At 72.5% G+C, this 25,084-nt stretch carries 17 protein-coding genes; 9 read left to right on the forward strand and 8 right to left on the reverse strand.

Translation table 11 applies throughout. The annotated features are described in order from the left end of the window. Nucleotides 1-12: 12 nt before the first annotated feature. From ACZ6C1_RS29185 to ACZ6C1_RS29210, 6 genes are all read right to left on the reverse strand, one after another. Complete coding sequence (locus ACZ6C1_RS29185) at nucleotides 13-546, reverse strand: hypothetical protein (protein WP_469244815.1); 534 nt, start codon at nucleotides 544-546, stop codon at nucleotides 13-15. Further along, nucleotides 543-1,208 carry a hypothetical protein gene (locus ACZ6C1_RS29190; protein ID WP_469244817.1) on the reverse strand — a complete coding sequence of 222 codons (666 nt, stop codon included), beginning with the start codon at nucleotides 1,206-1,208 and terminating at the stop codon, nucleotides 543-545. The genes ACZ6C1_RS29185 and ACZ6C1_RS29190 overlap by 4 nt, the downstream gene beginning before the upstream one ends. A gap of 38 nt (nucleotides 1,209-1,246) precedes the next feature. Continuing rightward, nucleotides 1,247-1,498 carry a hypothetical protein gene (locus tag ACZ6C1_RS29195; protein ID WP_469244819.1) on the reverse strand — a complete coding sequence of 84 codons (252 nt, stop codon included), beginning with the start codon at nucleotides 1,496-1,498 and terminating at the stop codon, nucleotides 1,247-1,249. An 819-nt stretch (nucleotides 1,499-2,317) separates the two neighbouring features. After that, a complete protein-coding gene (locus ACZ6C1_RS29200; protein ID WP_469244821.1) occupies nucleotides 2,318-3,427 on the reverse strand; it encodes a glycoside hydrolase family 26 protein in 1,110 nt (369 codons plus the stop codon). Continuing rightward, nucleotides 3,424-5,166, reverse strand: a complete 1,743-nt coding sequence (locus ACZ6C1_RS29205) for a glycosyltransferase family 2 protein (RefSeq protein ID WP_469244823.1) — start codon at nucleotides 5,164-5,166, stop codon at nucleotides 3,424-3,426. The genes ACZ6C1_RS29200 and ACZ6C1_RS29205 overlap by 4 nt, the downstream gene beginning before the upstream one ends. 115 nt (nucleotides 5,167-5,281) lie before the next feature. Beyond that, nucleotides 5,282-7,330 (reverse strand): outer membrane protein assembly factor BamB family protein, encoded by a 2,049-nt coding sequence (locus tag ACZ6C1_RS29210; protein ID WP_469244825.1) that lies wholly within the window; start codon nucleotides 7,328-7,330, stop codon nucleotides 5,282-5,284. Nucleotides 7,331-7,631: 301 nt separating this feature from the next. Here ACZ6C1_RS29210 and ACZ6C1_RS29215 point away from each other — a divergent pair, with 301 nt between their 5' ends. From ACZ6C1_RS29215 to ACZ6C1_RS29225, 3 genes are all read left to right on the forward strand, one after another. Continuing rightward, complete coding sequence (locus tag ACZ6C1_RS29215; protein ID WP_469244827.1) at nucleotides 7,632-8,141, forward strand: hypothetical protein; 510 nt, start codon at nucleotides 7,632-7,634, stop codon at nucleotides 8,139-8,141. 413 nt (nucleotides 8,142-8,554) lie between these two features. Continuing rightward, nucleotides 8,555-9,427 carry a hypothetical protein gene (locus ACZ6C1_RS29220; protein ID WP_469244829.1) on the forward strand — a complete coding sequence of 291 codons (873 nt, stop codon included), beginning with the start codon at nucleotides 8,555-8,557 and terminating at the stop codon, nucleotides 9,425-9,427. A gap of 632 nt (nucleotides 9,428-10,059) precedes the next feature. Next, nucleotides 10,060-10,710, forward strand: a complete 651-nt coding sequence (locus tag ACZ6C1_RS29225) for a hypothetical protein (RefSeq protein ID WP_469244830.1) — start codon at nucleotides 10,060-10,062, stop codon at nucleotides 10,708-10,710. Between the two features lie 349 nt (nucleotides 10,711-11,059). Here the strand turns inward: ACZ6C1_RS29225 and ACZ6C1_RS29230 are convergent, their stop codons facing one another. Continuing rightward, complete coding sequence (locus ACZ6C1_RS29230; RefSeq protein WP_469244832.1) at nucleotides 11,060-11,437, reverse strand: hypothetical protein; 378 nt, start codon at nucleotides 11,435-11,437, stop codon at nucleotides 11,060-11,062. A gap of 54 nt (nucleotides 11,438-11,491) precedes the next feature. Further along, nucleotides 11,492-11,740: a hypothetical protein gene (locus tag ACZ6C1_RS29235; RefSeq protein ID WP_469244834.1), complete on the reverse strand. Its 249-nt coding sequence runs from the start codon at nucleotides 11,738-11,740 to the stop codon at nucleotides 11,492-11,494. Nucleotides 11,741-12,420: 680 nt separating this feature from the next. On the opposite strand from ACZ6C1_RS29235, the gene ACZ6C1_RS29240 reads away from it, so the two are divergent. From ACZ6C1_RS29240 to ACZ6C1_RS29265, 6 genes are all read left to right on the forward strand, one after another. Further along, entirely contained in the window at nucleotides 12,421-13,275 is an 855-nt protein-coding gene (locus ACZ6C1_RS29240) for a DUF4132 domain-containing protein (RefSeq protein WP_469244836.1), read from the forward strand. Then, on the forward strand, nucleotides 13,272-18,245 hold the full coding sequence (locus ACZ6C1_RS29245) for a hypothetical protein (RefSeq protein WP_469244838.1): 4,974 nt from the start codon (nucleotides 13,272-13,274) through the stop codon (nucleotides 18,243-18,245). The genes ACZ6C1_RS29240 and ACZ6C1_RS29245 overlap by 4 nt, the downstream gene beginning before the upstream one ends. Before the next feature lie 55 nt (nucleotides 18,246-18,300). Further along, nucleotides 18,301-19,470: an ATP-binding protein gene (locus ACZ6C1_RS29250; RefSeq protein ID WP_469244840.1), complete on the forward strand. Its 1,170-nt coding sequence runs from the start codon at nucleotides 18,301-18,303 to the stop codon at nucleotides 19,468-19,470. Between the two features lie 5 nt (nucleotides 19,471-19,475). Beyond that, a complete protein-coding gene (locus tag ACZ6C1_RS29255) occupies nucleotides 19,476-22,955 on the forward strand; it encodes a vWA domain-containing protein (RefSeq protein ID WP_469244842.1) in 3,480 nt (1,159 codons plus the stop codon). Beyond that, nucleotides 22,952-24,850 carry a hypothetical protein gene (locus ACZ6C1_RS29260; RefSeq protein ID WP_469244844.1) on the forward strand — a complete coding sequence of 633 codons (1,899 nt, stop codon included), beginning with the start codon at nucleotides 22,952-22,954 and terminating at the stop codon, nucleotides 24,848-24,850. Before ACZ6C1_RS29255 ends, ACZ6C1_RS29260 begins: the two co-directional genes overlap by 4 nt. 69 nt (nucleotides 24,851-24,919) lie before the next feature. After that, a complete protein-coding gene (locus ACZ6C1_RS29265; protein ID WP_469244846.1) occupies nucleotides 24,920-25,045 on the forward strand; it encodes a hypothetical protein in 126 nt (41 codons plus the stop codon). The last annotated feature ends 39 nt before the right edge of the window (nucleotides 25,046-25,084 follow it).

Genomic DNA, 25,084 nt, shown 5'->3' on the forward strand with positions numbered 1-25,084 from the left:
GGCGTGCCGACCTCAAAACCAGGTTTTTGAGCGCGTCGCAGGCGCCCTCACCGAGGTGACGCCTCGAGAGGGCAGCACCCGCGGTCCTTCATCCCCATAAGCCGGGCAGCCGGGCAGATCGGCGCCGTCGAGAATCGCGTTCTGTCGCCGGACGTACTGGGCCAGTCGCAGGGACGGGTGGCGAAACGGGTCTTGGTGCCAGACGCGGTCGGGGCCGTCCCACCTGCTCCGTAGCCACCACGGTCGCGGGTTCGGTACAGCCCGCCGCCCCGCCCGCTTCTCCGCCCGACGCTGCACGGCGTACTCCTCCGCTCGCGCGAGCCACAGCACCCGCGCCTCATGCAGTTCCTCCACCGCCCGCACCAGCGCGTCCGGGTCAGCCTCCAGCCGCCGGGGGATCGTGGCGCTGAGCGTGAGGTGGTGGTACGTCGCCCGGAAGCCGTACGGAGCAAAGAGGGTGATGCAGGTCCGCAGCGCGCTGTGCCGACGGCGGAGGGGCAGACGGGCGTCGTGCACGTGCGCTCGGTGGGTCAGGAAGCTGGTCATCGTGTGGGCGCCAGGTCCAGTGCCCGTGCCAGGGCGGCAGTGACGGCGGCAGCCTGTGCCGGCAGGTGTTGTTCGGCCCAGATTCCGGCAAGACCGAGGAAGTCCTGCAAATCCTGCTGAGCGCCCGCGACGAGCCTGCGTATCTGGTCCACCGGCAGCTCGATCACCGGGCTGCCATCCGTCCCGTAAGCGTCGAACGTCAGCCGGACAATGTCGCCGACGCGTTCGGCCACCGACGACGGATCGTGGCCGAAGTAGGTGCAGCCAGTGCCGTCGAGCACCTCCAGCCAGTCCCGCCAGGTCTCCAGGCCGTTGCAGCAGCCCGGCTCGACGAAGACGGTGTCGGTGGCATTCTCGGTCACCCGGAACCCTCCGGCGGCCAACAGATCAGGCATGGTGAGCAGCCCGTGCAGGAATGTGCCGAGCGGGTCGGTCGGGCACGGCCCGTGCTCCTCCTCCGACTCGAAGTCGTTGCATTCGGCGATCTGCATGACCGCCGTGCCGACCTCCGCCGGCGTCAGCTCCCCGTTCAGCACGAGGTAGCCATATGACTCGTGCTCGCCAACCGGCCAGAGCGCGAAGTCGACGGCGGCGGAGATCTCCAGAACGGGTTGCATCAAAATCACACGGGGATGATGCCCGACCCACTGCTGCACCGCCACGGGGTTTCAGCTGCTGGATCGGGCTCGGAGCCGGCCCGCTACCTGGGCAGCTTCGCGGTTCGCTCCGGGCAGGCGGCGCCGACATGGCGCATGGCGGTCTTCGCGCTGATCCCGAAAAGCCGCAGCAGCTTGAGGGGATCACCGGTAGCAAACGCCTCGTTGAGCTTGCGGTCCTGCCAGAGGCCGACGAGCGTGACGTTCTTTGGGGAGGGTCCTGCGAAGTAATGTTCTGCTGACCACCGGATGATCCGGGTCGAGGAGCTCAGCGAGATCCGCCACCACAGGGTCATCAGTTACCAGCTGCCGATCAGCCGAGAACTCATTCCGCTCCTTGCAGATCGCACCCGAAGAACGGTCAAGAGCGGCTTCTACTGGTGACTCCTGAACTCGCGGACGTGCTCAGCGCTGTGATCTCGCAGTTCCGTCTCCGTCGAGGGCACCGTGCCTCTGGTCCATCGCTACGATTCCCACGAGAGCACGTGGAACCCGCCCATGCCGCTTCACCACCAGTGGCATGTCAGTGGGGAGAACCGCCGGATCTCGCGAGACCCTTGAAGCGTCGGACTCACCGATGCTGCTGGCAGGCCTCTCACCTTCGCAGCCCACGACTTCCGGCGGATCTTCATCACGGACGCCACCATGAACGGCCTGCCGACGCGCATCGCGCAAGTCATTGCTGGTCACGGCAACTCAACACCACGATGGGCTATGCCGCGATCTACCCCAAGGACGCTATCGAGGCTCACCGGCCATTTATCGCCCGCCGTCGTGCGGCTCGGCCTCCCTGGGAATACCGAGCCGTCACGGCGCAGGGGTGGGAGGAGTTCCTCGGACACTTCGAGCGCCGCAAGCTTGCCCTCGGTGACTGCGGGCGCGCATACGGCACCGACTGCGTCCACGAGCACGCATGCGTCCGCTGCCCCCTGCTCATCGTTTCCCTCTCAGAAAGGCCCGGGCCCGTCGTGCGGTCCGCGCCGTCCTCCGGGAGGAAGCCGCGGGAGACCTCGCAGGTGCGCGTCCAGGCATAGGGCTCGGGGCGGGTGACGTCGCCGATTCCCAACGCCGGTGAACGTCCTGCCGACACGGGCGGCGGCCCCAGGGCACCCCGCTCACCCCGTCCCTCGCGGAACCGAACCGGGGGTCCAGGCGGTGCGGTAGCGGGCGTTCGCGACTCCTGCCGCGAAGGCGCGGAGGCCGGCCTCCGACGACGTGACCCGCCAGTCGATCTCCTTGACCGCCTGGAACCAGATGATGCCGATGATGTCGCGATGTCGTGGCAGTGTCCTGAACATCTCCGCGATCCACTCCGCCTTGCGGCCCGCGGCGTCCGTGGCGCCGAGTTCGGTGATCACGAGCGGCTTGTCGGTGAGCCGGCGCAATTTCGCCTTCGAGGGGGAGAAGAGCCGTTCGAAGGACTGGTAGTTCTCCTTGCCGACTGTGCCGTAATAGCCGGACAGGCCGACCCAGTCGACGTAGGCGTCTCCCGGGTAGAGCGCTTTGAAGGGCGTGGCGTTCGCATAGTCCACATTGGGGCTCCACACCCACACGGCGTTGGTCGCGCCCGCCGAGTCGAACAGGTCGTGCACGTGCCGCCATGCCTTCTTGTACTCGCCGGGGCGGTTGTCGTTGGACTGCTCGCACCACGGGTACCAGTAGCCGTTCATCTCGTGGGCGAAGCGGATGCCGACCGGATAGCCGAGCGAGGCGATGCCTTCCGCCCACGACCTGATGTAGCCGTCGAAGGCGCCCTCGATGATGCGGGAGAGCCGGAAGTCGGGCTGCTCGCCCCGCAATTCCGGCTCCTCCGCCTCCTCGGTGTGGTCCCAGGGCTCCCACGCCACCATGGGCATCATCCCGCGCCGGGCGACCTGGTCGAGGCGTTCGGCGTCGAACCGGTCGTGCGCCCAGTCCTGGGCGAACTGGTAGACCTGCGGCCGGTGCCGGGTACGCCGCGTGAAGTCGGCGGCCTCGGCGAAGTCGTCCAGGCCCTCCCCGGTCATGATGCCGACGAAGGCGTCACCACGGGCGGGGAACACCGGCCCCGGCCGGGCCGGCCCCGTGGCCGACGGGATCGCGACGCTGGGCGGGAGGGCGGCGTCGATCGCTGCCCGCCGCTCGCGCTCTCGTTCCCACGCGAGGTGCGGCGCCACCACGAAGGCGTAGCCCCCCAGCAGCACCGCGAAGACCACGATGAACACCTTCGTGACCGTGAACCTCATCGCGCGCCCCGGTCCGCCGCTGCGTTCCCGACGGACGCCAGCAGCGGCGGCAGCGCGCCCGCCACCAGTGCGAGCACCGCCCACATCCTCGGGGCCGGGTGATCGTACTCCCGGACGAAGCTCGCGGCGAGGAGGGCCGCCGCGAACACCGCCCACACCAGGTGGAGCCGGAACGTCGCCGGTGAATCGGGGCTGCGCAGCTCACCCTTGGCGGTCACCGCGTAGGCGAGGGGACGGCGCAGCAGCGCGGAGACGGCGGCGGCCACGTACACCGGGCCGGTGAACAGGACCAGGGCGAAGCCGAGGGTCCCGACGTCACGCCGCTCGTGCTCGGCGAGGTTGAAGCGGCGCAGCCACAGCCACATGGCGAGCCAGCTCGTCATCCCTGCCGACCACAACACCGCCCAGACCGATCCGTCCAGTTCCGCCGAGGTGATGCCGAGCACCAGGTAGAGGGCGGTGGCCGCGGTGCCGAGGAGCAGGGTGAGGGCCACACTCGGGTAGTAGAACTGCACCATGGCGTAGAGCATCCGCTGGCGGGCACTCAGCCGGATGCCCTCGGTGAGACGCCGGTTGAGCTTGATCTGCCAGACGCCGTAGGCCCAGCGCTTCTGCTGGTTGAAGTAGTCGGTCCAGCTGGTGGGCCCCTCGCCGACGGCCACGACATCGGGTGTGTAGACCCCACGCCACCGGTTGCCGGTGGCGGGGTTGACCGTGCCGTGCACCCGCATGCTGGTCAGGTGGTCCTCGATGATCGAGTCCTGGTAGCCGCCGATGCTGCGCCACGCGGCGGTCCGGTACAGGTGGTTCGTGCCGATGAGCAGGGGAGCGTCGAGGCCGTTACCGCCGCGCTCGACGAGTCCGCTGAACAGGTACTGCTGTACGGACGCACCGTGCGCGATCCAGTTGTCGTACATGTTTCCGTACACCTGGGGCGCGACGACGAAGGCCACGTCCGGGTCGTGGAAGTAGCCCAGGGAACGCTCGAGGAAGCACGGCAGTGGTACATGGTCCGGGTCCATCTGGGCGACCACGTCGTAACCCCGTTCGTGTTCGGCCCGCCAGGAGTTGTGGTTGCCGGACTTGGTCCGGGCCCGGAAGATACCGGTCGGCCGGTTGAACTCGGGACGGTCCTTCCGGGTGAAGTGGTGCACGCCCAGCCGCGCGGCCATGGCACGCACCGCCGGGTCGTCACCCTCGTCGAGGATCCACACGTCGACGCTGCCGGAGTAGTAGGTGACGCGGAGCATCGCCTCCAGGGTCCGCTCCACGACGTCGATGGGCTCCTTGGACGGGACGATGGTGGTGAGCATCGCCACCCGCAGCCCCGGCGGCGGTGTGAGCGGCACCGGGTCCTTCGCGTGCACGGTGAACGTCCAGACGGCGAAAGCCTGCACCAGCTTGATCACCTCGACGCTGACGACCACGCAGAAGCTGATCCGGGCGAGCAGGACCCGCCAGTCTCCCACCCACGGGGTGCCCGCGCCGTCCGGGCCTGGACCGGACGGCGGCCCGGGTACGTGCCCGGGCAGCAGCAGCCACCCGACGAGCGCGCAGCCGCTCAGCGCCGTCGAGATCGCGAGAAGGGTGAGCACGCCCCGCTCCCCGCGGGACAGCACCGAGCGGAACGCCACCCGCACCGAATCCGTCTCCGGCCTTATCAGCGGGCCCGTGATACGGGCACAACGCCGGTACGCCTCCTGGGCTTCCCGATTGCGGCGTTCTCGCTTCTCGGACACGCGGACGGGCATGAGTCCCCCTTCCCCCCCCGGGCCGCCGCACAAGGCATGCGCGCCCGCACAGTGCTGTGTGCGACGCCTAAGACACACAGCGTGCACGTGTGGTTCCAGCCGATCAGATCCGGACGGAGTAGAGGTTGTTGTCGGAGCCACCGAAATAGACGGCGCCCGTGGTCACGGTGGGCGGATGCACCGAGGCCGCGGCGGTGTGCTTCCAGCGCGCCTTGCCGCTCCCGGCGTCCACGGCGTACAGGAGCTGGTCGCTGCTGCCCACGTACACCACCCCGTCCGACACCGCGGGGGCGGACACATCACCTTCGGTGTCGAGAGTCCAGCGGTGCTCGCCGCCGGCCGCGTCCCAGGCGTGCAGCCGGCGCCCGCCACCGGCGAACACCGTGCCCCGGGCGGCCACCGGACCGGCCTGCGCCGCCACGCCGTCGGCCTTCCAGACCAGCTTTCCCGACGTGGCCTCCACGGCGTACAGCTTTCCGTCCGTGCTGGTGAAGAACACCAGACCGGCGTCCACCGCGGGGAACCACGAGACGGCGCCCGCCGTGGTGAACTTCCAGCGGACCGTGCCCGCGTGGGCGTCCACGGCGTACAGATTGGTGTCGCTGCAGCCGACGTAGACCGTCTCGCCCGCGACGACGGGGGAGTGGGTGTCGTTGCCCGTCCTGAACCGCCACAGGCGACCACCGTCGTCCACCTTGACGGCGTACAGGTACCCGTCCGCGCTGCCGATGTACGCGACGCCTCCCGTCACCACAGGGGAGTGCACGATGCCGCCGGTCGCGAACGTCCACCGGCGGCGGCCGCTCTCCGCGTCGAGGGCGTACAGCTTGCCGTCGTCGCTTCCCAGGTACGCCACACCACCGAGGATGAAGGGGGCCGAGCCGAGTGCCGCGTCCGTGGTGTACGCCCACCGCTGTTCGCCCGAGCCGACGTCCACGGCGTACAAGGTGCCGTCGTTGCTCGCCGCGTACACCAGATCACCGGCGACCCGCGGGTAGTTGACGAGTGTCCCCGTGGTGGGGAATCGCCACAGCCGGGTACCCGACGGCTCGTTCTCCGTGCGCAGGAACCGCAGCCCGGCGTATCCCAGTGCCCCGGAGGCGGCCAGACCGCCGGAGGCGAGGAGGAACTGCCTGCGGCTCGGCCCGGCACGCGGCCTCTCGGGGACCGCGTCGGCGAGGTCCGGCTCGGCAGGGGTCGGCGCGGGTGCTTCCAGGACGGAGGCGTGCTGCACCGACGAGGCGGCCGAGGGGGCGGCCGCGGGCCCGCGGGCAAGGATGGCCCGGGGATCCATGGTGCCCGGCGGCACCGTACGGGGCAGCCAGCCCGGCACGAACAGCTCCGTGACAGCGCGGCCTTCGCCGAGCGCGTGAGCGAGCTCGCCGAGAGTGGGCCGGCACTCGGGATCCTTGTCCAGACAGGAGTCGATGACCTGCCGGAGCCCCGGTGGCACATCACCGAGGTCCGGCGGCTCATGCACGATGCGGTACAGGATCACGGGCACCGAGCCCACGCCGAACGGTCCGTTGCCGGTCGCGGCGAACGCCAGTACGGCGCCGAGGGAGAACACGTCCGTAGGGGGTCCCACGCGGCCGCCCTGGATCTGCTCGGGCGAAATGTATCCGGGGGAGCCCATGGTGGTGCCGACCTCGGTCAGCACGCTGGCCGCGCCGACACGGGAAATCCCGAAGTCGATGACCCGCGGCCCGTCCTGGGCCAGCAGCACATTGCCCGGCTTGAGGTCCCGGTGCACCACGTCGGCGCGGTGGATCGCCGCGAGCGCCTCCACGAGCCCCACGCCCAGCGCCCGAACCGAACGCTCCGGCAACGCCCCCGAGGCGACCACCGCGTCATGGAGCGACGGGCCCGGGATGTAGGCGGTCGCAAGCCACGGTGGGGTTCCCGTGGGGTCCGCGTCGACCACCCCGGCGGTGAACAGCCCGCTCACCGACCGCGAGGCGGCCACTTCCCTGGCGAACCGTCTGCGGAAGTCGTACTCCTGCGCGAGGTCGGGCCGGATCACCTTGACGGCGACCTGCCGATTGCCCGGCGAACGGGCGAGATAGACCCGGCCCATCCCGCCACTGCCCAGCCGCGCGACAATCTGATAGGGACCGACCTTACGTGGATCATCGGGCGACAGCGGTTCCAAGGGGCCCCCTCCATGACAACCTGCGGCAACACGTTGCCGAGCGGACAAATCATATCGGCGTCGCCCTTGTCGCCGCAGCGTTGTGCGTACCCGAACACGCTTGGTCGCCACGGCAGTTCGTCGGCTGCCGATCCGGCGGCGACTGCGGATGCTGACCGAGTCCACAGGCGGGACGGCATCGTCACCGTCTGGGTCGGTGCCCGCAACGACGGCGCCAAGAGTCCGCAGCTCAGCGACTCACTCGTTGGGCGTGTCCGGGTTCGTCCGTCTGAGGGCTCCTAAGTTTCGTAAGCTCGGCGACGTGACTTCTGAAATCGATCCCCACGATCCCCGCTGGACGCTGGTTCCCGCGACCCTCACTCTCACCGTGCCTTACCCCACCGACCTGGCGGAGCTCGGGCACCGGCTCGTCAACGCTGTGTGCGCGGCATCGACGACTGAGGACGAACTCGGTCCGGCCCGGCCGTTGACCCTCTCCCTGTGGCAGTTGGAGCTCCAGCCCGTCATCGTGGCCCAGGTCATGGCTCGGGCCGAGCGCGCCCGCCGACTTGACGTCATGGAAGGCCGAGAGATCGTCCACTACGGCATGGCCCTGATGGCGCTGAGGCTCGACGAACCTGAGGGCTGGGCCGGCCTGGACACGCTGGCGCGCGTCAAGCGCGCTGTGGACACCGTTCTCGGGCAACCCGACGACCCACTCCTTCAGGCAATGGTCATGCCGATCTCCGAGCGGGAGTTGCGGGAGAGCCTGGCCGAGCATGTCGCCCTTTTCGAGCCAGACCCGCGAGCGGACCCTGCAGGGCACCGCTGACCCACCTGTTCGATCGGCAACTTGCCCAGCCCCCGCCGCCCTCGCTCTACGGTTTCCTCCACGAGAACCCCCAGCAGTCAGCCGACCACCAGCCTTACGACTCGGGCAGACGAGCACCTGGCCTGTAGCCCCACCCGGCCGGAGCACCCGTCACTCTGCTGCGCCCTCCGGGGGTGCTACTTCTACCCGGCCCCGCACGTTTCTGCCTTGCCCGCACCGACAGGACGGCAGGGCTTGGTGGTCACGCCTTCCATTCGCACGTTGCGCGGGGCCGCCCTCTCACGCTCCCGCGTCCCGTGCAGGCGCCCCGCCCCGGATCCCGCCGCTCTCCGCACTGGAAGTTGCCTGAATTCCGATGCGCGTCCGACGGCTTGCAGAGGACAATCACCCTCGGAATCGAGGGAGGCGGCCGGATGGTTGCGGACATGAAGTTCGAGGACGGCACACAACTGCGGCTGCGGGCACCAGAACAGCACGGGCCCGCGGCGATCGGGCTCCTGCCCGGCCTGGGCGCCCACCGCCTCGCCATACGCCTGGAGGCCGAACCGATCAGCGTCGCCGACGGCGTCAACCACGCCACGATCGCGGGCGAACTCCGCGCGGCCGAAGGGATCGGCTGGATCGGCTCCTTCCTCCCCACACACGTTCCGCTGTGTACCAAGGCGCACACCGTGGCGGTGGACCTGGTCGTCCCCGTCACCTCCGCCCAGCTCCTCGCTCTGGAGGAACACCGCGCAGGCGCCGACCTCGCCGTCCTGCTGAACCTGGACGGAACCCTGCCGCAGAGCACAGCACATCCCTTCGCCCATGTGCAGGAGACCCGGCGAGTGGCAGCGAGCTCGTGGGAGCAACAGCTCGAGTCGGTGGGCCTGGCCGCGTCATTCACCATCACGGTCCCGTTGCCGATGGTGCACGGCCCGCTCCGGCGGGCCGCCGAGCATCTGCGCGCGGCTGACCGGCAGATCACGGCCGGCGAGTATCCGGACGCGATCCGCGAGACCCGTCTCGCGCTGGGCGCGATGCGGTCCCTGGGCGTGTGGCCCAGCGGCGTAGCCAAGAAGAGGGACGAGCAGGACCAGGCCGACCGGTACGGGCTCCTCCTCGACCGGATCGCCGTACAGGCCGACGGATACGCCGAAGTGATCCAGGCGGCGTTCAACCAGGCCAGTGGCCCTCAGCACAACGACGGCGCCATCGCCGGGGCGGCATGGACCCGTGCGGACGCCGTGGCCCTCAACGCCATGACTGCAGCGTTGCTGCACCGCCTCAGCAGCGAGATGGGCTGACCGGACCGGCAGTCCGCCCCCTGAGATCTACCGCTGGCGTGGCCCCTGTTGCCGTGAGGGATTTTGCTGCTCCGAGAAGTTCTGGTGGTGCACCGGCACGCCTTCGAACACATGGCGCATGGTCGGCGGTGGCAGCCCGAACGGCACGCAAGCCGATCGATTCTGTGAGCCTGGCGGCCAAGGCGGCGATCTCCGCCTCGCGCCCCGCGAACGGGTGACCGGCGTCGCTCCGGCGCGGGCTGTGTCCGGGCAGCAGTTGCCCACCCTCATCGAAGCGAGCGGTGTACCGGTCAGCAGCGTTGACCCAGCGCTCCGGCGCTATGGCGGCGTCGATCGGCGGGGTGAAGTCGGCCTGCGGTCAAACAGAGAGCCCCTGAGCGCCGTTCCGGGGGACCCGCCCCGTGCGGACGGGCCCTTGGACGCTCCTCAGGCACCGTGTGACACCGTTCGTGTCGTACTGCCCCGCGCGGACGCTACAGTGTGCCGCGCGGTTCGACACGGGTGACCACCGTGTCCGCGGGCATGGCCCGGCCGTACCACCTCCTGACGAGCCGTCGGAGGCGCGTGGGTCGACCGTTGGGGCTGTTGCGGGCGGGCCCGGTTACCGGAATCAGGAAACAGCCAGGAGAACCATGAGAAAGAAAGCACGGAGAGCCGGCATACTCGCCGCCTCCACCGCCCTCGCTGCCGCAGCGGCCTTCATCGCCGCACCGAGCGCCAGCGCCGGCACGTCCGAGATTGCGAACCCCGGCTTCGAGAGCGGCAACGCGTCCTGGAGCGAGTACGTGACACCCTTCGGCGGGCACCCCGTCAACAGCTCCTCGGCCTGGCCCGCCCATTCCGGCGTCGGCAAGGCCGAACTCGGCGGAACGGGCTACACCGGCATCAGTCGCATCTCCCAGCAGATCACCGTGCCGGCGTACAAGGTTCCGGTGCTGACGTTCTGGCTTCGCAGCGACGTGGTCCGCGCGGACTCGCCGGACTTCGGCTTCCGCCAGCTGGTCGTCGAGGCCACCGCCGAGAACGGGCAGAGTCACGAGCTGCACAGCCGCATGAACAAGGGCGGCACCGCAGGCGCCTACGAGAAGGTTTCGCTCACCCTGCCCGACGCGTTCTACAGCACGTCGCCGCAGAAGGTCACCCTCACGTTCATGGTGATCGAGGACAACAGGAACCGGATGCCGTTCCTCATCGACGACGTGAGCATGGAGTACCGGTTGAAGCTGATCTCGCGCCCGATCATCATCTCCGGCACGGACTTCACTAGGCCCGCCGTCCGCTGATGGCCCGTCCGGCGTGCGGCGCTGTCCGCAGGGCTACCGCGCCGCACGCTCATTGCCCCCAGTGTGCCCGGGCGGCGGAGCCTCCGTTCCGGTGGGCGGACGAGGGGGATCCGCCGGGTCAGGGCCGGCCGCCGGGTCAGGCCCGGCTCAGCACGTGCATCACGGTCGGCCGCCGCGAGCGGAGCCACCCCGGCGTCGAACCGCAACGCCCGCCCGCTCCCCGCCGCCCTCAGCCGCCGATGTAGTCGAGGGCTACCCGGGCGAATCCGTCGAGGTTGCTCGGACAGCGCCAGCACTCCAGCGACTCCGGACCGGTCAAGGCCCTTTCCTCGTTCCGGAAGTCGTCGTCCTAGTCCTGGTCGTCGAGGTCAAGGTTTCCCAGCCTCACCGTTTCGGGCTCGCCCAGAATCTCCAGCGCGCCGGGAAGCCGGTCAAGATACAGGTCCATGTCGTCTTCGAATGGCTCGTAGGGGTGCTGTTCGTGCCCACATACGTGCCCTTCGTACGCGCGTGCCACCGTTGAGAGGACGTCCATCACCGATGCCTCGACACTGGGCCTCGGGTTGCCCCAACCGGCGTATGGGCACAGGACCAGGCGCGGCGACGTCGACGCCGTCCCGGCGGCGCGCGCTGGGACGGCGGGAGCAGCGGCGACAGCAGCGGAGCGCGTCTGGGCGTTCTCCTCCGTCGCGCGGGGCGCAGCTTCGTCCTCGTTGCCCGTGGACAAGGTCTCGACTTCCCGGACCGGAATCCAGTGGATCTCTCGTTGTCGGGACCAAGGTCACCGGCCCGGCGGCTCCGGCACCCCCGCCCGGTCGAGCAGGGCCCGTATCTCCGCCACGGGCAATGCTGTGTTGGCCGCTGCCGCGTGGCCGGCCGACAGGAAATTCGGCCGGGTGACGAGCATGTCGACGGCCCGGTGAGGGCCGTGCAGATTCAGGTCGCACAGCAGATCCGGCGGCGCTTCGGATGCCGCTCGGCGAGCATCAGTCGTACGGTCGAAGTCCTTGTCGTCGGCGAGGAGCCGCACGCAGTCCTCGGGCAGCTCCTCGCACAGCGCACCAGAGCGCCGCAGCCAGGTGTGCGCCGATCGCGACGGCGCAACACGTCCTCGTCCCCGCGTGAGCGTTACACCCACTTCAGGACGTGCAGCCGGTCCTCGGACCGCACCGTCCAGTCGATCGCAGCCCGCTGATCCTCTGTCGGCTCGGGTCACGCGGAGCCCGCGAGCCGTACCTGCGGATCCTCGTGATCGGCCAGCTGGGCCGCCAGCTCCGCAGGGAGCGTCGGTGAGCGGCAGCCGGGCCAGCTGCCTGCCGTTCGCCATCATGCGTCCACGGTGAGGTGCCGCCCGTGTAGTAGGCGGCCGACGCCTTCACCGCGTCCTCGACGGCCCGGGCGTAGGCGGCGGCATCCACGATGACAGCTGCAGGTGTTGTCATGACCGTCATCCTGCCTGCCACCACTGACAACGCCGCGGACGTACGTCTCGTCCTGGTGCGTCGCCGACGTCCCCGCAGGCAGGACAGCGGTGCGGTGGCGCGTTCGGGCACATCGGAGCGGCCCGCCCGACGGCGCGGCCGAACGCGTCCTGCTGTGCAAGGGCCCCGACGCCCCGCGTCGACCAGGTGCATGATGCCGTGGAGGGCGTTGTCAGTGGTCTGCCCTAGAGTTCCCCTCACTTGATCACTGAAGTGCGGGGAGGCACGTGTGGGGTGGGTGACGGCGGGCGATTACGAGGTCGCTCTGGACGCCGGGAAAGTGGTCTGCCGCAATGCGGCGGGGCGGCGGCTGAAGTCCGTGCCGGCCAAGCTCGCCGACGATCCCGCCGTGGTGGGACTGCGGCAGCTCGTCGAATGGCTGGAGCGGCACGAACGCCAGTGCCTCGCCGACGTGGAGCGGTGGATGGTGCGCTCGCTTCCGGTGCCCTTGGCGGTCATCGCCCAGGTATGGCCCGATCCCGCCTGGCAGAGCGCACTGCGCGACCTCGTGGTCACCGGACCCGACGGCGAGGTCGCCGGATTCCTCCGGGACGCCGACCTCGACCGTGGGCTGGGCCTCGTCGACCTCGACGGTGACACGGTGCGCATCAGCCCCGGCCTCGTCCGCATCCCGCATCCGGTGCTCCTCGACGACCTGGAGGAGCTGCGGGAGTTCGCCGTCGAACTCGGCCTGGAGCAGCGCGCCCAACAGCTCTTCCGCGAGGTGTGGCACCGCCCCGCGGATCTGGACACCGAGGCCACCGCCGTCGAGGACTACGCGGGCGGGGTCTTCAAGGAGCTGCGCTTCCTGCACGGCAGGGCCACCCAGCTCGGCTACCGGGTCCGCGGCGGCGACGCCGTCTGCTCCCTGCGAGAAGACGGCCGCACGGTCGAGGCCCGGGTCTGGACAGGCGACTACGACACCTACCTGGAGACCGAGACCGGCCCGCTGACGTTCACGGACGGCTCGGGACGAGCGCTGAGACTCGGTCAGGTCGGGCCGGTCGTCTGGTCGGAGGGCATGCGCATGGCGGCCGCGCTGTACGCCGGGCGCGACATCGAGGACGAGGAGAAGGCCGCATGAGCACCTGCGACGACACCACCGCGGCCGCGCTGCTGGACGCGGGCGCCGTCCTGCCGCCGGGCACCACCGCCCGCGAGGACGCCGACACCCTCACTGTCCGCACCTACACCCACCCCGCCCTGGACGGCCGGCGTGTCGTCCGGCTCGTGCCGGGCACCCTCGGCGAGGCCGAGGACCTCGCCCTGGAGTTCCTCGGCCTCGCCCGAGAGCCGGAGACCCCCGAGGTGGGCCAGGTGCGCCGGGAGACCCTGGGCTTTCCCGCCTGGGCGCTGGTCAACGACCCGGCCAACGGCCATCACGCGCTGGCCCTGGTCAAGGACGTCGAACGGCTCGCCCGCCAGGCCAAGTCCCGTCCGGGCACCGCCAAGGAGGGCTTCGAGGCCCTCGGCGAGCGGCTCGGCCGCGCGGTCCCGCACTTCCTGCCGACGTTCTACGAGCAGGCGGCACGGATCTTCCTCCAGCACGAGAACACGACGTACGCCTCGGCCTTCTTCGGCAAGGCGCGCGAGGCCGAGCGGGTGCACGCGCTCGACGTCGACGAGGACCGGCAGCGGGCGGTGTTCCTGGAGTTCGCGTTCGCGGGGGCGCTGACGGTCAAGGCCCTCAAGGAGCATGTGAAGGACCTCGCCCGCCGGCTCGACCCGGTCGAGGCGTGGGCGCAGTACCGGCAGCTGACGGTGGAGCGCTGCGCGGCCGGCATGCCACCGTACGCGTCGCTGCCGCAGGACGCCCGGAGCCTGATCAAGGCGGCGGGACTGTCACGGGTCACCGAGGAGTGCTCCCTGGTCGCCGACCTGATCGCCTCCCCGGCCGCGGTCCGCGCCCCCTCCTCCTTCTGGAACACCTACCGGGCCACACTGTGTGTCCTCGCCGAGCAGCAGCCGTCCGCGCGGACGCGGCTGCTGGAGATCATGCCGACCGGTCTGGGGCGCAAGGTCGAGGACGACGAGTTCTGGCTGGCGCTGCTGGCGGAAACCGGTGCCGACCGCCTGCTGACCGGTGAGGACACCGAGGCGGCCGAGTCGGTCGACGCCGCCGAGTGGCTCGGGCGCTGGGCCACGCACCGCAAGCACGGCGGCTCGTTCTCCGACCGCTCCCCGGCCACCCTCGCGCTCGTCGAGCGGATGGCGCCCCGCCTGCGCGCGGACGGCCGGGCGGTCGACCTCTTCACCGGCCGCTGGCACGCGGGCGCCGACCTCGACCTGCTGGACCTGTGTGCGGCGCAGGGCATCCCGCTGTCGGTCCCCGACCCGCAGACGCCCGTCCACCTGGCCCTCGACCGCCGACTGCGCGAGACCGGCCCCGGCCGCCGCGACCTGACGGCCACCGCCGCCGACCCGCGGCTGCGGCGCCTGCTCTACGAGGCGATCGGCGCCCTGGGCGGCATTCGGCCCTCGTCCGAGGTGCTGGAGACGCTCGCCGCGCACCCGGTGCTGGGCGAAGTACTGCGCGAGTGGCTCTGCGACACGGCCGGGGACTTCACCCGCGCGACCGGCCTGCCCGGAGCCCGCGAGGCTCTGGACCGGCTGCGGCCCTTCCGCCCGGTGGCCGCCCCGGTGGCCGCCGACGCCGTCGCCCGGGTCGCCGCCCATGAGATCGCACCGCTGCTCGGCCGCACCCTGCGCGCGGGCACCATGGACGAGCTGGGCTGGCCCGCCCTCGACGAGGCGCTGCGGCTGCTCGACGCCGAGACCCGCCCCAAGGATCACCACAACGAGCTGGCGGTCACCGAGGCCTGGCCGGCACTGATCGTCTCCCGGGGGAACAAGGCGTTCGTCGTCGGCCCGGAGAAAGTGCTGCTCGAACACGACCTGCGCCTGCCCGTGCAACTGGACCGCTGGAGCCGCCCGCAGTTCCGCTACACCGACGGGGAACTGCTGGTGATGTGGCGGCACGACGGCAAGCAGTTCGGATACTGGTCCGCCCGGCCTTCGGAGGTGTTCACCCTCGGCGGCGAGCAACTCGGCTACTCGTACGGCCATCACGTCGGCTTGCCCTCGATCCCGCTGCCCGGCGGCGGCCGGGCCACCGGCGGCCGCACCCTGCACGCCGGGGACACCGTGCTGCCGCCGAGCCGCATGGTGATCAGCGACGGCACCACCCTGTGGCGCCAGGGCAGGCAGGGCCGGCAGCAGGTGTGGCTGGAGTACGACCCGGCAACCGGCACGCACGGGCGTGCCTCGCTGCCCGCCCTCCTGGCGTCCGGCGTACGCGAGGACGCGTCGCTGCACCACGCGGTGTGCGAGGTCCTGCCGCTGCAACCCGGCCTCGAGCACAGCCCGTTCGGCACCGACGGCACGGTCCTCGGACGCTGGGTGCGCACGGAGAAGGACGGCGACGAGAAGCGGACGACCGCCGGCACGCCGGACGGCCGTACGGTCACCATGACGCGCGGTATTCCGCTCGGCACCCTGCGGCTGCCCGGGGGCGCCGAGCCCGTCGCCGCGCTCCTCGACGGGCACGTCGCCCTGTTCGCGGCTGACGACACCACCGAGGGCGGCCTGCTCGGCCGGGTGACGCTGGGCGACCGGGGCAGCGAGTTCGCCGCCGGTACTCGGTTCGTACCGCCGGTCCCCTATTGGCACGCCCTGCGCCCTCGCGACGAGCGGGGCTCGGCCGTACTGCGCGCTCTGGGCGACGAACGGGCGGCCGAGCTCCTGCTGGCGGGATCCGCTGCCCTGGCGGAGCGGCAGGCTCAGATCGCCGCGGCGGACGAGGCCACGCGCGGAAGTATCGCCGGCACCGACGAGTTCCTCCTGCGGGCCATCACCTCGGCGCTGCCCGAACTCACCCACGAGCGGCTGCTCATCGGCGTCTCCTCCCTGGTCCGCACGGCGCTGCGGCTCACCGAGTCGGCCACCGCCCTCACCGAGCCCCCCGCCCAGCGCGTGATACCGGACAAGCGGCGCACCGAGGGCATGTTCGCCGACTACAGCCCCGAGCACGGCGACGACCGGACACTGCGCGAGGCCACCGCCGGCATCGCCCACCTGTGGGGCGGATGGCACAGCGAGCACCGGTGGACCGTGCTCCGCCAGGTCCGGGCGGTCAACCACGTCCTGTCCGGGCACCCCGCCGAGGGCAAGCCACTGCCCGCCGAGCACGGACGTGCCGCCCGGCTCGGCGACGGCTGGCAGAGCGACGAGCTGACGATCCCCGGCATCGGCACGATCTGGCCGTCGCTGCTGGGCGTCCTGCGGCCGCTCGCCTACCGCGCGGCCTCGCCGACCGTGCCCGACACCGAACGCGAAGCGCTGCTCCTGCTGTTCGAGGCCCTGGCCGAGGGACCGCTCGCCGCGCCCGGGACGACATTGCGGGAGATCGTCCTGGCCGAGCCGGCCGAGAAGCACCAGCGCGTGGGCCAGGTCCTGCGCCGAGACGGACGTACCGTCGTCGTCCTCGGCTGTCAGCGCATCGACACCTCCCGCGGCCAGGTGCACTGGCTCGCCCTGGACCACGACCCCACCGGAACGTTCGGCACGGTCGCGCACTTCACCCTGGAGGAGGAGACCCGGCACCGGTCGGTGCTCCCCGCCGACGAGCTCGCCGCCGTCGCCCGCCTGATCCGGGACAAGGCTGCCGCGCCGTGGCGGCCCGAGGCGGCCGACGCGCTCGCCGCCGCGACGCGCGGGGGGCTCGGTCCGCTCCAGGCCACCGTGCTGCTCGCCGCCCAGCCGCACGACCGCTACGCCGACGCACTCGCCCTGATGGGCCTGAAGCCGCGGCAGATGGACCAGGCCAACGGCATGCTGGGCTCGCTGTCCGCCGAGGACCGCACGGCGCTCCTCGGGGCGCTGCTGCCCGCCGACCCCGCCGAGCTGTGGACGACCGGGCCGGACATCGACGCCGCGGGCCGGGTGTGGGCCGAACGGCTCGGATCCGTCGTGCGTCTGCCCGAGGACGTCTCGGCCGACCTCGCCGGTCTGCCCTGCGCCGCAGCCGGGGCCGTACTCAACCCCGGGCGCACTCCCTGGATCAGCCGGACGACCGTCCTGCGCCCCGACAAGGACGGCAACCTCGCCCCGGAGGATCCCACGGCCCTCCCGGCCAGGGGAGACCTCGTGGCGGCTGCCGCCTCCCTGGCCTCGCTCGCCTACGGCCTGCCCTACGGCCACCGGTTGCGCGCCGCCCTGCCCGAGGGCCTCGCCGCAGTGCGCCGTCGCGTCGCCGACCCGGAGCTGCTGCTCGACCTCGACGTCGAGTGGACGGAGAAGGGCAGCCCGACCGCCGTCGAGATCCGCAAGGCGTACGGACTCCCGGCCACCGGCGGCGCCGACGCGCACGGGCTCACCCGCGTCGGCGAGGCACTGGTGCTGCGCCCATGGCACCGCGACGGCGAGACCACACTGGTCCGCCCGGCCGGGCTCACCGGTCCGGACGACGCCGTCTTCGGTCTGCTGGACGGGCTGGTCGGTCCACTGCGGGGCGCCGGACTGCGGGCGCTGCACAAGATCCTGTCCGACGACCTCGCCCGGACCCTCACGGCAGGCACCGACCCCGAGGGGCCCGTTGGGTACGCCCAGGACCCGATGGTCGGCGCGCCCGTGCTGGTTGCCGAGGTCTCCTCGGCCCATGGCCTGAGCGAGGACGCGGCGGCGCTCTACCTCCAGCTGTTGGCCCTGCCCGACCCCACGGACCGCAACTGCGCCCGCTGGACCGGCTGGAAGCCCGCCCGGCTGAAGAAGGCCCGGGCCGAGCTGGCCGCGACCGACCTCGTCGTCGAGGCCAAGCGGGCGCGGGCCGGGCGCACGCTCTTCCTGCCCTGCGGCTGGCGCGACCTGAAGGGGGCCGCGCTGCCTGTGGAGACCTGGAAGGAGGGCCTCTACCCGATCCACGAACGCCTGCGCACCGTTCCAGTACTCCCGGTCCCCGAACTGTTCGCCCGTGCCTGGCAGCGCGTGCAATCCGGCGACGCGCCCGCCTACGAAAAACTCACAACCCGGACGGTCCGCAAGGGACGGCGCCGATGAGAACAGCCCCAGCCCAAGCCTCCGCCCAGCCCGACCGACCGGAAGACCCGCAGCCATGACCACCACCCACACCCCCGACACGGCCCGTCAGATCGTCCCGCCCGAGGATCTGTACGCCACCGAGCTGGCCTTCCTCGCCGCCTACGACGACGGGCCGCGCCCGCCCGCCTGGCGGCTCACGCCCCGTGCCGTCGTCACGTTCGTCATGGGCAGCGGCGGCCAGGCGCTGCGGCTGCCCGACACCGCTCAGGTGCCGGACGGCGTGCCCCGGCGGCTGGTCGTGTCCGGCAAGTTCGTCGGCGACCGGGCGCTGGTCGAGCGGTGTGTCGTCACGCTCGCCGGCGAGCGCGGTCTGCTGCTCGTCGGCGAGCCCGGCACGGCCAAGTCGATGCTGTCCGAGCTGCTGTCGGCAGCCGTGAGCGGCACCAGCGGGCTCGTCGTGCAGGGCACGGCAGGCACCACCGAGGACCAGCTCAAGTACGGCTGGAACTACGCCCTGCTGCTGGCCCAGGGCCCGAGCCGGAAGGCCTTGGTGCCCTCGCCCGTGCTCACCGCCATGAGCCGGGGCGCCATCGCCCGGGTCGAGGAGGTCACGCGCTGTCTGCCCGAGGTGCAGGACTCCCTGGTCTCGCTGCTGTCGGAACGGCGCATCGCCGTGCCCGAACTGGCCGGCGGCCAGGATGCGTTGGCGCACGCCGCGCCCGGCTTCAACCTCATCGCCACCGCCAACCTGCGCGACACCGGCGTCTCGGAGATGTCCGCCGCGCTCAAGCGCCGCTTCAACTTCGAGACGGTCGGCCCGATCTCCGACCTCGACGCCGAGACCGCCCTGGTACGCAGCCAGGCACGGGCCTCGGTGGAACGCGCCGGAGCGCCCTTCCAGGTCGACGACGCCGTGCTGGAAGCCCTGGTGACGGCCTTCCGCGATCTGCGGGAAGGCCGGTCGGCGGAAGGCTGGGAGGTGGAGCGTCCGTCCACCGCGATGAGCACCGCCGAGGCCGTGTCCGTCGCCGGCACGCTGGGTCTGGCCGCGGCGTACTTCCCCGGCGACCGCGATGTCCTCGGGCTGCTGCCGGGGCATCTGCTCGGCGTTGTCCGCAAGGACGACCCCGCCGACGCGGCCCGGCTGCGCGGCTACTGGGACGGCCCGGTCCGGCGGCGCGCCGAGCAGGGTTCCGCCACCTGGCGCACCCTGTGGGACCTGCGCACGGTACTGGAAGGCTGACAACCGTGCCCCTCTCCCCGGACGAGGCCGTGGCGGCCCTGACCGATCAGGCGGCGCCCTACCTGATCGGCGTGCGGCACCATGCGCCGTCCCTGGCCGCCGCCGTGCCCGCGCTGCTTGACGAGGCGAAGCCGGACGTGCTTCTCGTCGAGCTCCCCGACGAGATGCAGGAATGGCTGCCCTGGCTCGGCCATGAGGAGACACGCGCTCCGGTCGCCCTGGCTGCCGCGCCCGACGCCGGGGGAAGTCCGGCCTTTTACCCCTTCGCCGACTTCTCGCCGGAACTCGCCGCCGTGCGCTGGGCCGCGGGGCACGGGATCCCGGCCGTCGCCTGCGATCTGCCGCTCGCCGACCGGGCGTGGAGCGAGGGACGCGGTACGGCGGGGGAGGCGGCCGGCAGCCCCGGGCTCTTCGACGCCCTGCGGGAGCGGCTCACCGGCCGCCCCGGGGACGACCTGTGGGACCGTCTCGTGGAGGCCAACGCTCCTGGCTCCCCGCCCGAGGCGCTGCGCCGGGCGGCGCTGCTCACGGGCTGGGCGCTGCGCGAGGAAGCGGCCGCCTCCGGCGGGGTCCCCGAGCTGGACCTGCGCCGCGAGCGGTGGATGCGCGCACGCCTGGCCGAGACCACCGCCGACGGCGAGCGGGCCGCCGTGGTCGTCGGAGCCTTCCACGCCCCCGCGCTGTTGTCGCCCGAGGCACCGGAGCCGCTCGACGAGCCAGCCAGGCGTGGGACTTGGGCGACGTCGCTCATCCCGTACACCTACGCGCTGCTGGACGAGCGCTCCGGCTACCCGGCGGGAATCCGCGACCCGGAGTGGCAGCACCTGGTACTGCGCGCGGCGGGGGAGCCGGCCGCGCTGGAGGAGGTGGTGACGCGGGCGGCCGTGCGGGTGTGTGCGGAGCTGCGTTCCCTCGGACATCCGTCGGGGCCCGCCGACGCCCGGGAGATCAGCCGCCTGGCCGGTGATCTGGCGCGGCTGCGCGGGCTGCCCGCAGCGGGGCGCGGTGAGCTGGTGGAGGCGGTGCAGACGGTGCTCGCACAGGGCGAGCCGTACGGCCGGGGGCGGGCCGTGGCACGGGCGATGGAGCGGGTGCTCGTCGGTACCCGCATGGGCCGTCCGGCTCCCGGCGCGCCGCGCAGCGGCCTCGCCCCGGCGGTGGAGTCGCAGGTCGCGGCGCTGGGCCTGCCCGGTCCGGACAGCCGTGGCGCCGACGCCGCGCGCGATGTGCGGCTGGACCCGCTCCGTTCCGACCTGGACCGCCGCCGTGAGCTGTTGCTGCGCCGATTGACGGTGTGCGGTGTGCCGTACGCGGAGGCCAAGGAGGTCGTCGGCGCGGGCGGGGCCGAGGCGCTCACCTCGCGCTGGGAGGTCCGGTGGACCCCTGCCACGGCGGCCATGCTGACCGCGGCGGGGGTGCGCGGGGTCACGCCCGCCCAGGCGGCGGAAGGCGTGCTGCGCGAGCGTCGGCGGGCGGATCGGGACGAGGGCGGGCCGACGGCCGCGCAGATCCTGCAAGGGCTACGGGAGGCCGCGGAGTGCGGCCTGCCGGAGCTGGTGGACGAACGGCTCCACGACCTTGCCGACACCGTGCCGCAGGCCGGTACGCTCCCCGAACTCCTCGCCGCCCTCGCCCTGCTGGACCGGCTGCGCGCCGGACACATCGCCGGGCTCGGGGCCGACGAGGAGCGGGCGGCCCGAGCCGTCGCCGTGGCCGAACTGCTCACCGCGGCGGCAGTGCGTCAGGTGGACGGCCTCACCGGTTCCGAGGACCCCGCCGACGCGCACGCCCTGCTCGAACTCGCCCACCGTGCCGATGTGCCGGGCGGTATCCGGCTCACCGACGCGCTCGCCCGGCTGGCCGCCGACGGCTCGCCGCTGATGCGGGGCGCCGCGGGCGCCGTACGCGTGCTGCTCGGGCACGAGGAGCCTTCGGCGCTCGGCGGCCGGGTCGCCTCCTGGGTGGACTCGGCCACCGATCCCGAGTCCCGCTCCGCTCTCATCGCCCGGCTCGCCGGAGTGCTGACGGCCGCCGGACCGCTCCTGGAGGCGGCGCCGTCCGCGCTGGAGCCACTTCTCGACCGGATCGCCGGCCTGCCCGACCGGGCCTTCCTGGACCGGCTCCCGGCGCTGCGCGGAGGCTTCGACACACTCAGCCCGGCTGCCCGCGACCGCCTCCTCACAGTCGTCGAGGAGCGCCTGGGCGCCACGCACCTGGCCGATACCGGCGGCGTCGGCCCCGCCGCGCTCGCCGCCTGGACGGGCGCGGACCTCGCGGCCCGTGCGAGCCTCCGGGCGCTGGGGCTGCTGCCACCGCCGGCCGGGGACAGGCCCCCCGAGCCTCCCGAGGCCCCCGCTGCCATGCCCTCCGAAGACAGCCTTCTCGCCCCCGCCGACCGCTGGCGGCTGGTGCTGGGCCGTCGTACGGACCGACTACCGCTCTCCGCCGCCGGTTTGGCCACCGCGCTGGACGAGTTGTACGGCAGTGGACGCGGCGAGGGCAGCAGAGGCGGACTGCCCGGCGGTGGGCCAGGCGGTGGCCGGGAGGCGCCGTACCCCGGCGTGCGGGAGTGGTCGGAGGAACTGGCCGTCCTGTTCGGGCCCGGCATCCGGGAGGAGGTGCTGGCGGCGGCGGCCGCGTCCGGCCGCACCGATGTGTTCGCCGAGCTCGATCCGGACAGGGTGCGCCCGTCCGTCGACCTGTTGCGCACGGTGCTCCGGCACGCCGGCGGGCTGCCCGAGGCCCGGCTGGCCGCGCTGCGTCCCCTCGTCCGGCATCTGGTCGAGGCGCTGACCCGGGAGCTGGCCACCCGCCTGCGCCCGGCGCTGCACGGCACGGCGCTGCCCCGCCCCAGCCGGCGGCCGGGCGGCGGCCTGGATCTGCCGCGCACCCTGCGTGCCAACCTGGCGACCGCGCGGCGCGCCCCGGACGGCACGGTCCAGGTGATCCCCGAACGCCCGGTCTTCCGTACCCGGGCCAAACGCGCCGGCGACTGGCGGCTGATCCTCGTCACCGACGTGTCGGGCTCGATGGAGGCGTCCACGGTCTGGGCCGCGCTCACGGCCTCGGTGCTGGCCGGGGTGCCCACGCTTTCCACGCACTTCCTGGCCTTCTCCACGGAGGTCATCGACCTCACCGGTCATGTCGCGGACCCGCTGTCCCTGCTGCTGGAGGTCAGCGTCGGCGGCGGCACGCACATCGCCGCGGGACTGCGGCACGCCCGTGAGCTCGTCACCGTGCCGTCGCGCACCCTCGTCGTGGTGGTCAGCGACTTCGAGGAGGGATACCCGCTCGGCGGGCTGCTCGCCGAGGCCCGGGCCCTGGTCGGGTCCGGTTGCCATGTGCTGGGCTGCGCGAGCCTCGACGACGTGGGCCGCCCCCGCTACTCCACCGGCATCGCGGGGCAGCTCGTCACCGCGGGCATGCCGGTCGCCGCCCTCAGTCCGCTCGAACTCGCCCGCTGGGTAGGAGAGAAGATCGCATGAGCCCGGGCCTTCCCGCGGTCGCCCCGTCCGTGACCGCCGAGCTGGTCGGGGCCTTGTCGCCCCGGCTCCGCAAACGGCTCGACGCCGGTGTCGCCAAGCTGTCGGGACGCCCCATGGTGGTGGACGGCGACACCGTACGCCTCGCCCTGGACGACGACACCGACCTCGAACTGCACGCCCCAGGCGGAGTGGTGACCGCCCCGGACGCGATCCGCTGCGGCTGCCTTCTCGCCCCCGAGTGCCTGCACCGCGCGGCAGCGGCCTCGGCGGCGCCGATCGCGGAGGCGGAACCGGACGGCGCATCGGCTGCGGCACCGGTGGCCGCATCGGACGGCGCATCGGCTGCGGCGTCGGAAGCGGACGTCTCCCGGCCGTCGAAACCCGCCCCCGCGCCGCAGCCCGAGCCACAGCCGCAGCTCGATCCTGCCGCCGTTACCGCCCCCGATTCCGCCACCCCCGCCCAGCACGCCGCTGCCCAGGCCCTCCACACCGCCGCGGCCCGCGTGCTCGACGCGGGCACGGACGGTGCGGGCGCCGTCCCGCAGGCGGAGCTGCTGCGGGCCGCGCACACCGCGAGGCTGGCCGGGCTGCCACGGGCCGCTGGCTCCGCGGTATCCGTGGTCACCGGGTTGCGCGCGGCCCGCGCCGCCGATCCGTCGTACCGCCTCGCCGACCTCGTCACCACGCTCCGGGACGTCCTCGGTGCCGCGCACCGCATCCCGCGTGCCGTCGGCCCGGAGCTGACCGCGCTGCGCGGCAGTGTGCGCCGGCCCTACCGTCCGGACGGCTCACTGCGTCTGTACGGGCTCTTCTCCGAGCCGGTCCTCACGACGACCGGCTACGCGGGGGCCGTGACCTGGACCGCCGACGCCGAGGGCCGCCTGTACACGGTCTCCGACGTGGCGCCGGGCGGCTCGGGCCGGGCCGTGGGGACGGCCGACAGCGCGGTGCGCATCGGCGACACGGCCCTGACGCACCGTGAGCTGTCACGCGCGGGGCTGGCCGTGACCGGTGCGTCCGTCTCCCCGACGGGCCGGCTCGGCGCGGGGGCGGGAGTGCGTGCGGTGCGCGCCTCGGGCGCGGCCTGGCACAGCGAGCCCCTGGACCGGCTGTGGGCCGCGCCTGCCGCCGATCAGGCCGTACGCGCCCTCGCCGAGGACGGCCATCACGACCTGCTGTTCCTCGACGTCACCGTCGGCGGCACGGTCCGCGAGGCGGCGGGCGACTGTCTGCTCGCCGACTGCGACGGCTTGACCGTCCGGCTCGCCGCCGCCCACGACCATCCTGCGCTACCCCACCGCGACAACCTGCGTCTGCTGGCCGCCGCCCGGGGGAGCCGCCTGCGGGTCGTCGCCCGGCTGGTCCCGGCCGCGCACGCCCGCGCCCACCTTCTCGCCGTCAGCCACCCGACCGACCCCGGGGCCCGGCTCGACCTGGGCCTTGACCGGCTCCAGCACGCGGACCTGCCCGAATCGCGGGCCGGGTCCGTCGCGGTGCCGCCCGTGCTCGACGAGGCCCCCGTGCACCTTCTGCGCCGACGCGTCCACCAGGCCGTCTCCGGCGGACGCCGGGTGCTCGCCTTCCCCGGGGACAGCGCCGCCGACAGCGGGCGCCTGCGGCGGCTCGGGCTCGGTACGGCGGCCGAACTCCTCGACGAACTGCACGCGGCGGCCGCCGACCGTACCCTCGACGCCTTCGGCCGTCTCGTCCCGGCCGACCTCGACCGCTTCGCCCGCGCCTGGCTCGCCGCCGCCCACTACACGGCGGGGGTCGACCGGGCGCTGTGCGCTGCGGCCTGGGGAGCGGACGATCACTGGATCCGCTCGTCGACGGCGTGTCCGGGAGGCTCCCCCGGCAGCTCCGACAGCCCCGAGCCATGCCGTAACGATCAGTGATCCCTGACTCACACCGCCCGCCGGCATCAGTCACCAGCGAGAAGGAGGAGGCCTGCTGTGGGGATGGGCATGACCCCAGCATTGTCGGTGGCGGCTGGAACGCTGAACGAGTTGCTGCGCGGCCGGGTGTACGGCCACGACCACGACGACCCCAGCCCGGGCCTGCACCCCGGGCAGAGCTGCGCCGTGCTCTGAGGCCGCGGGCACCACCAACCCCACCGAGGGTGGCAGGCC

The sequence above is a fragment of the Streptomyces sp. NPDC041796 genome (assembly GCF_055590785.1).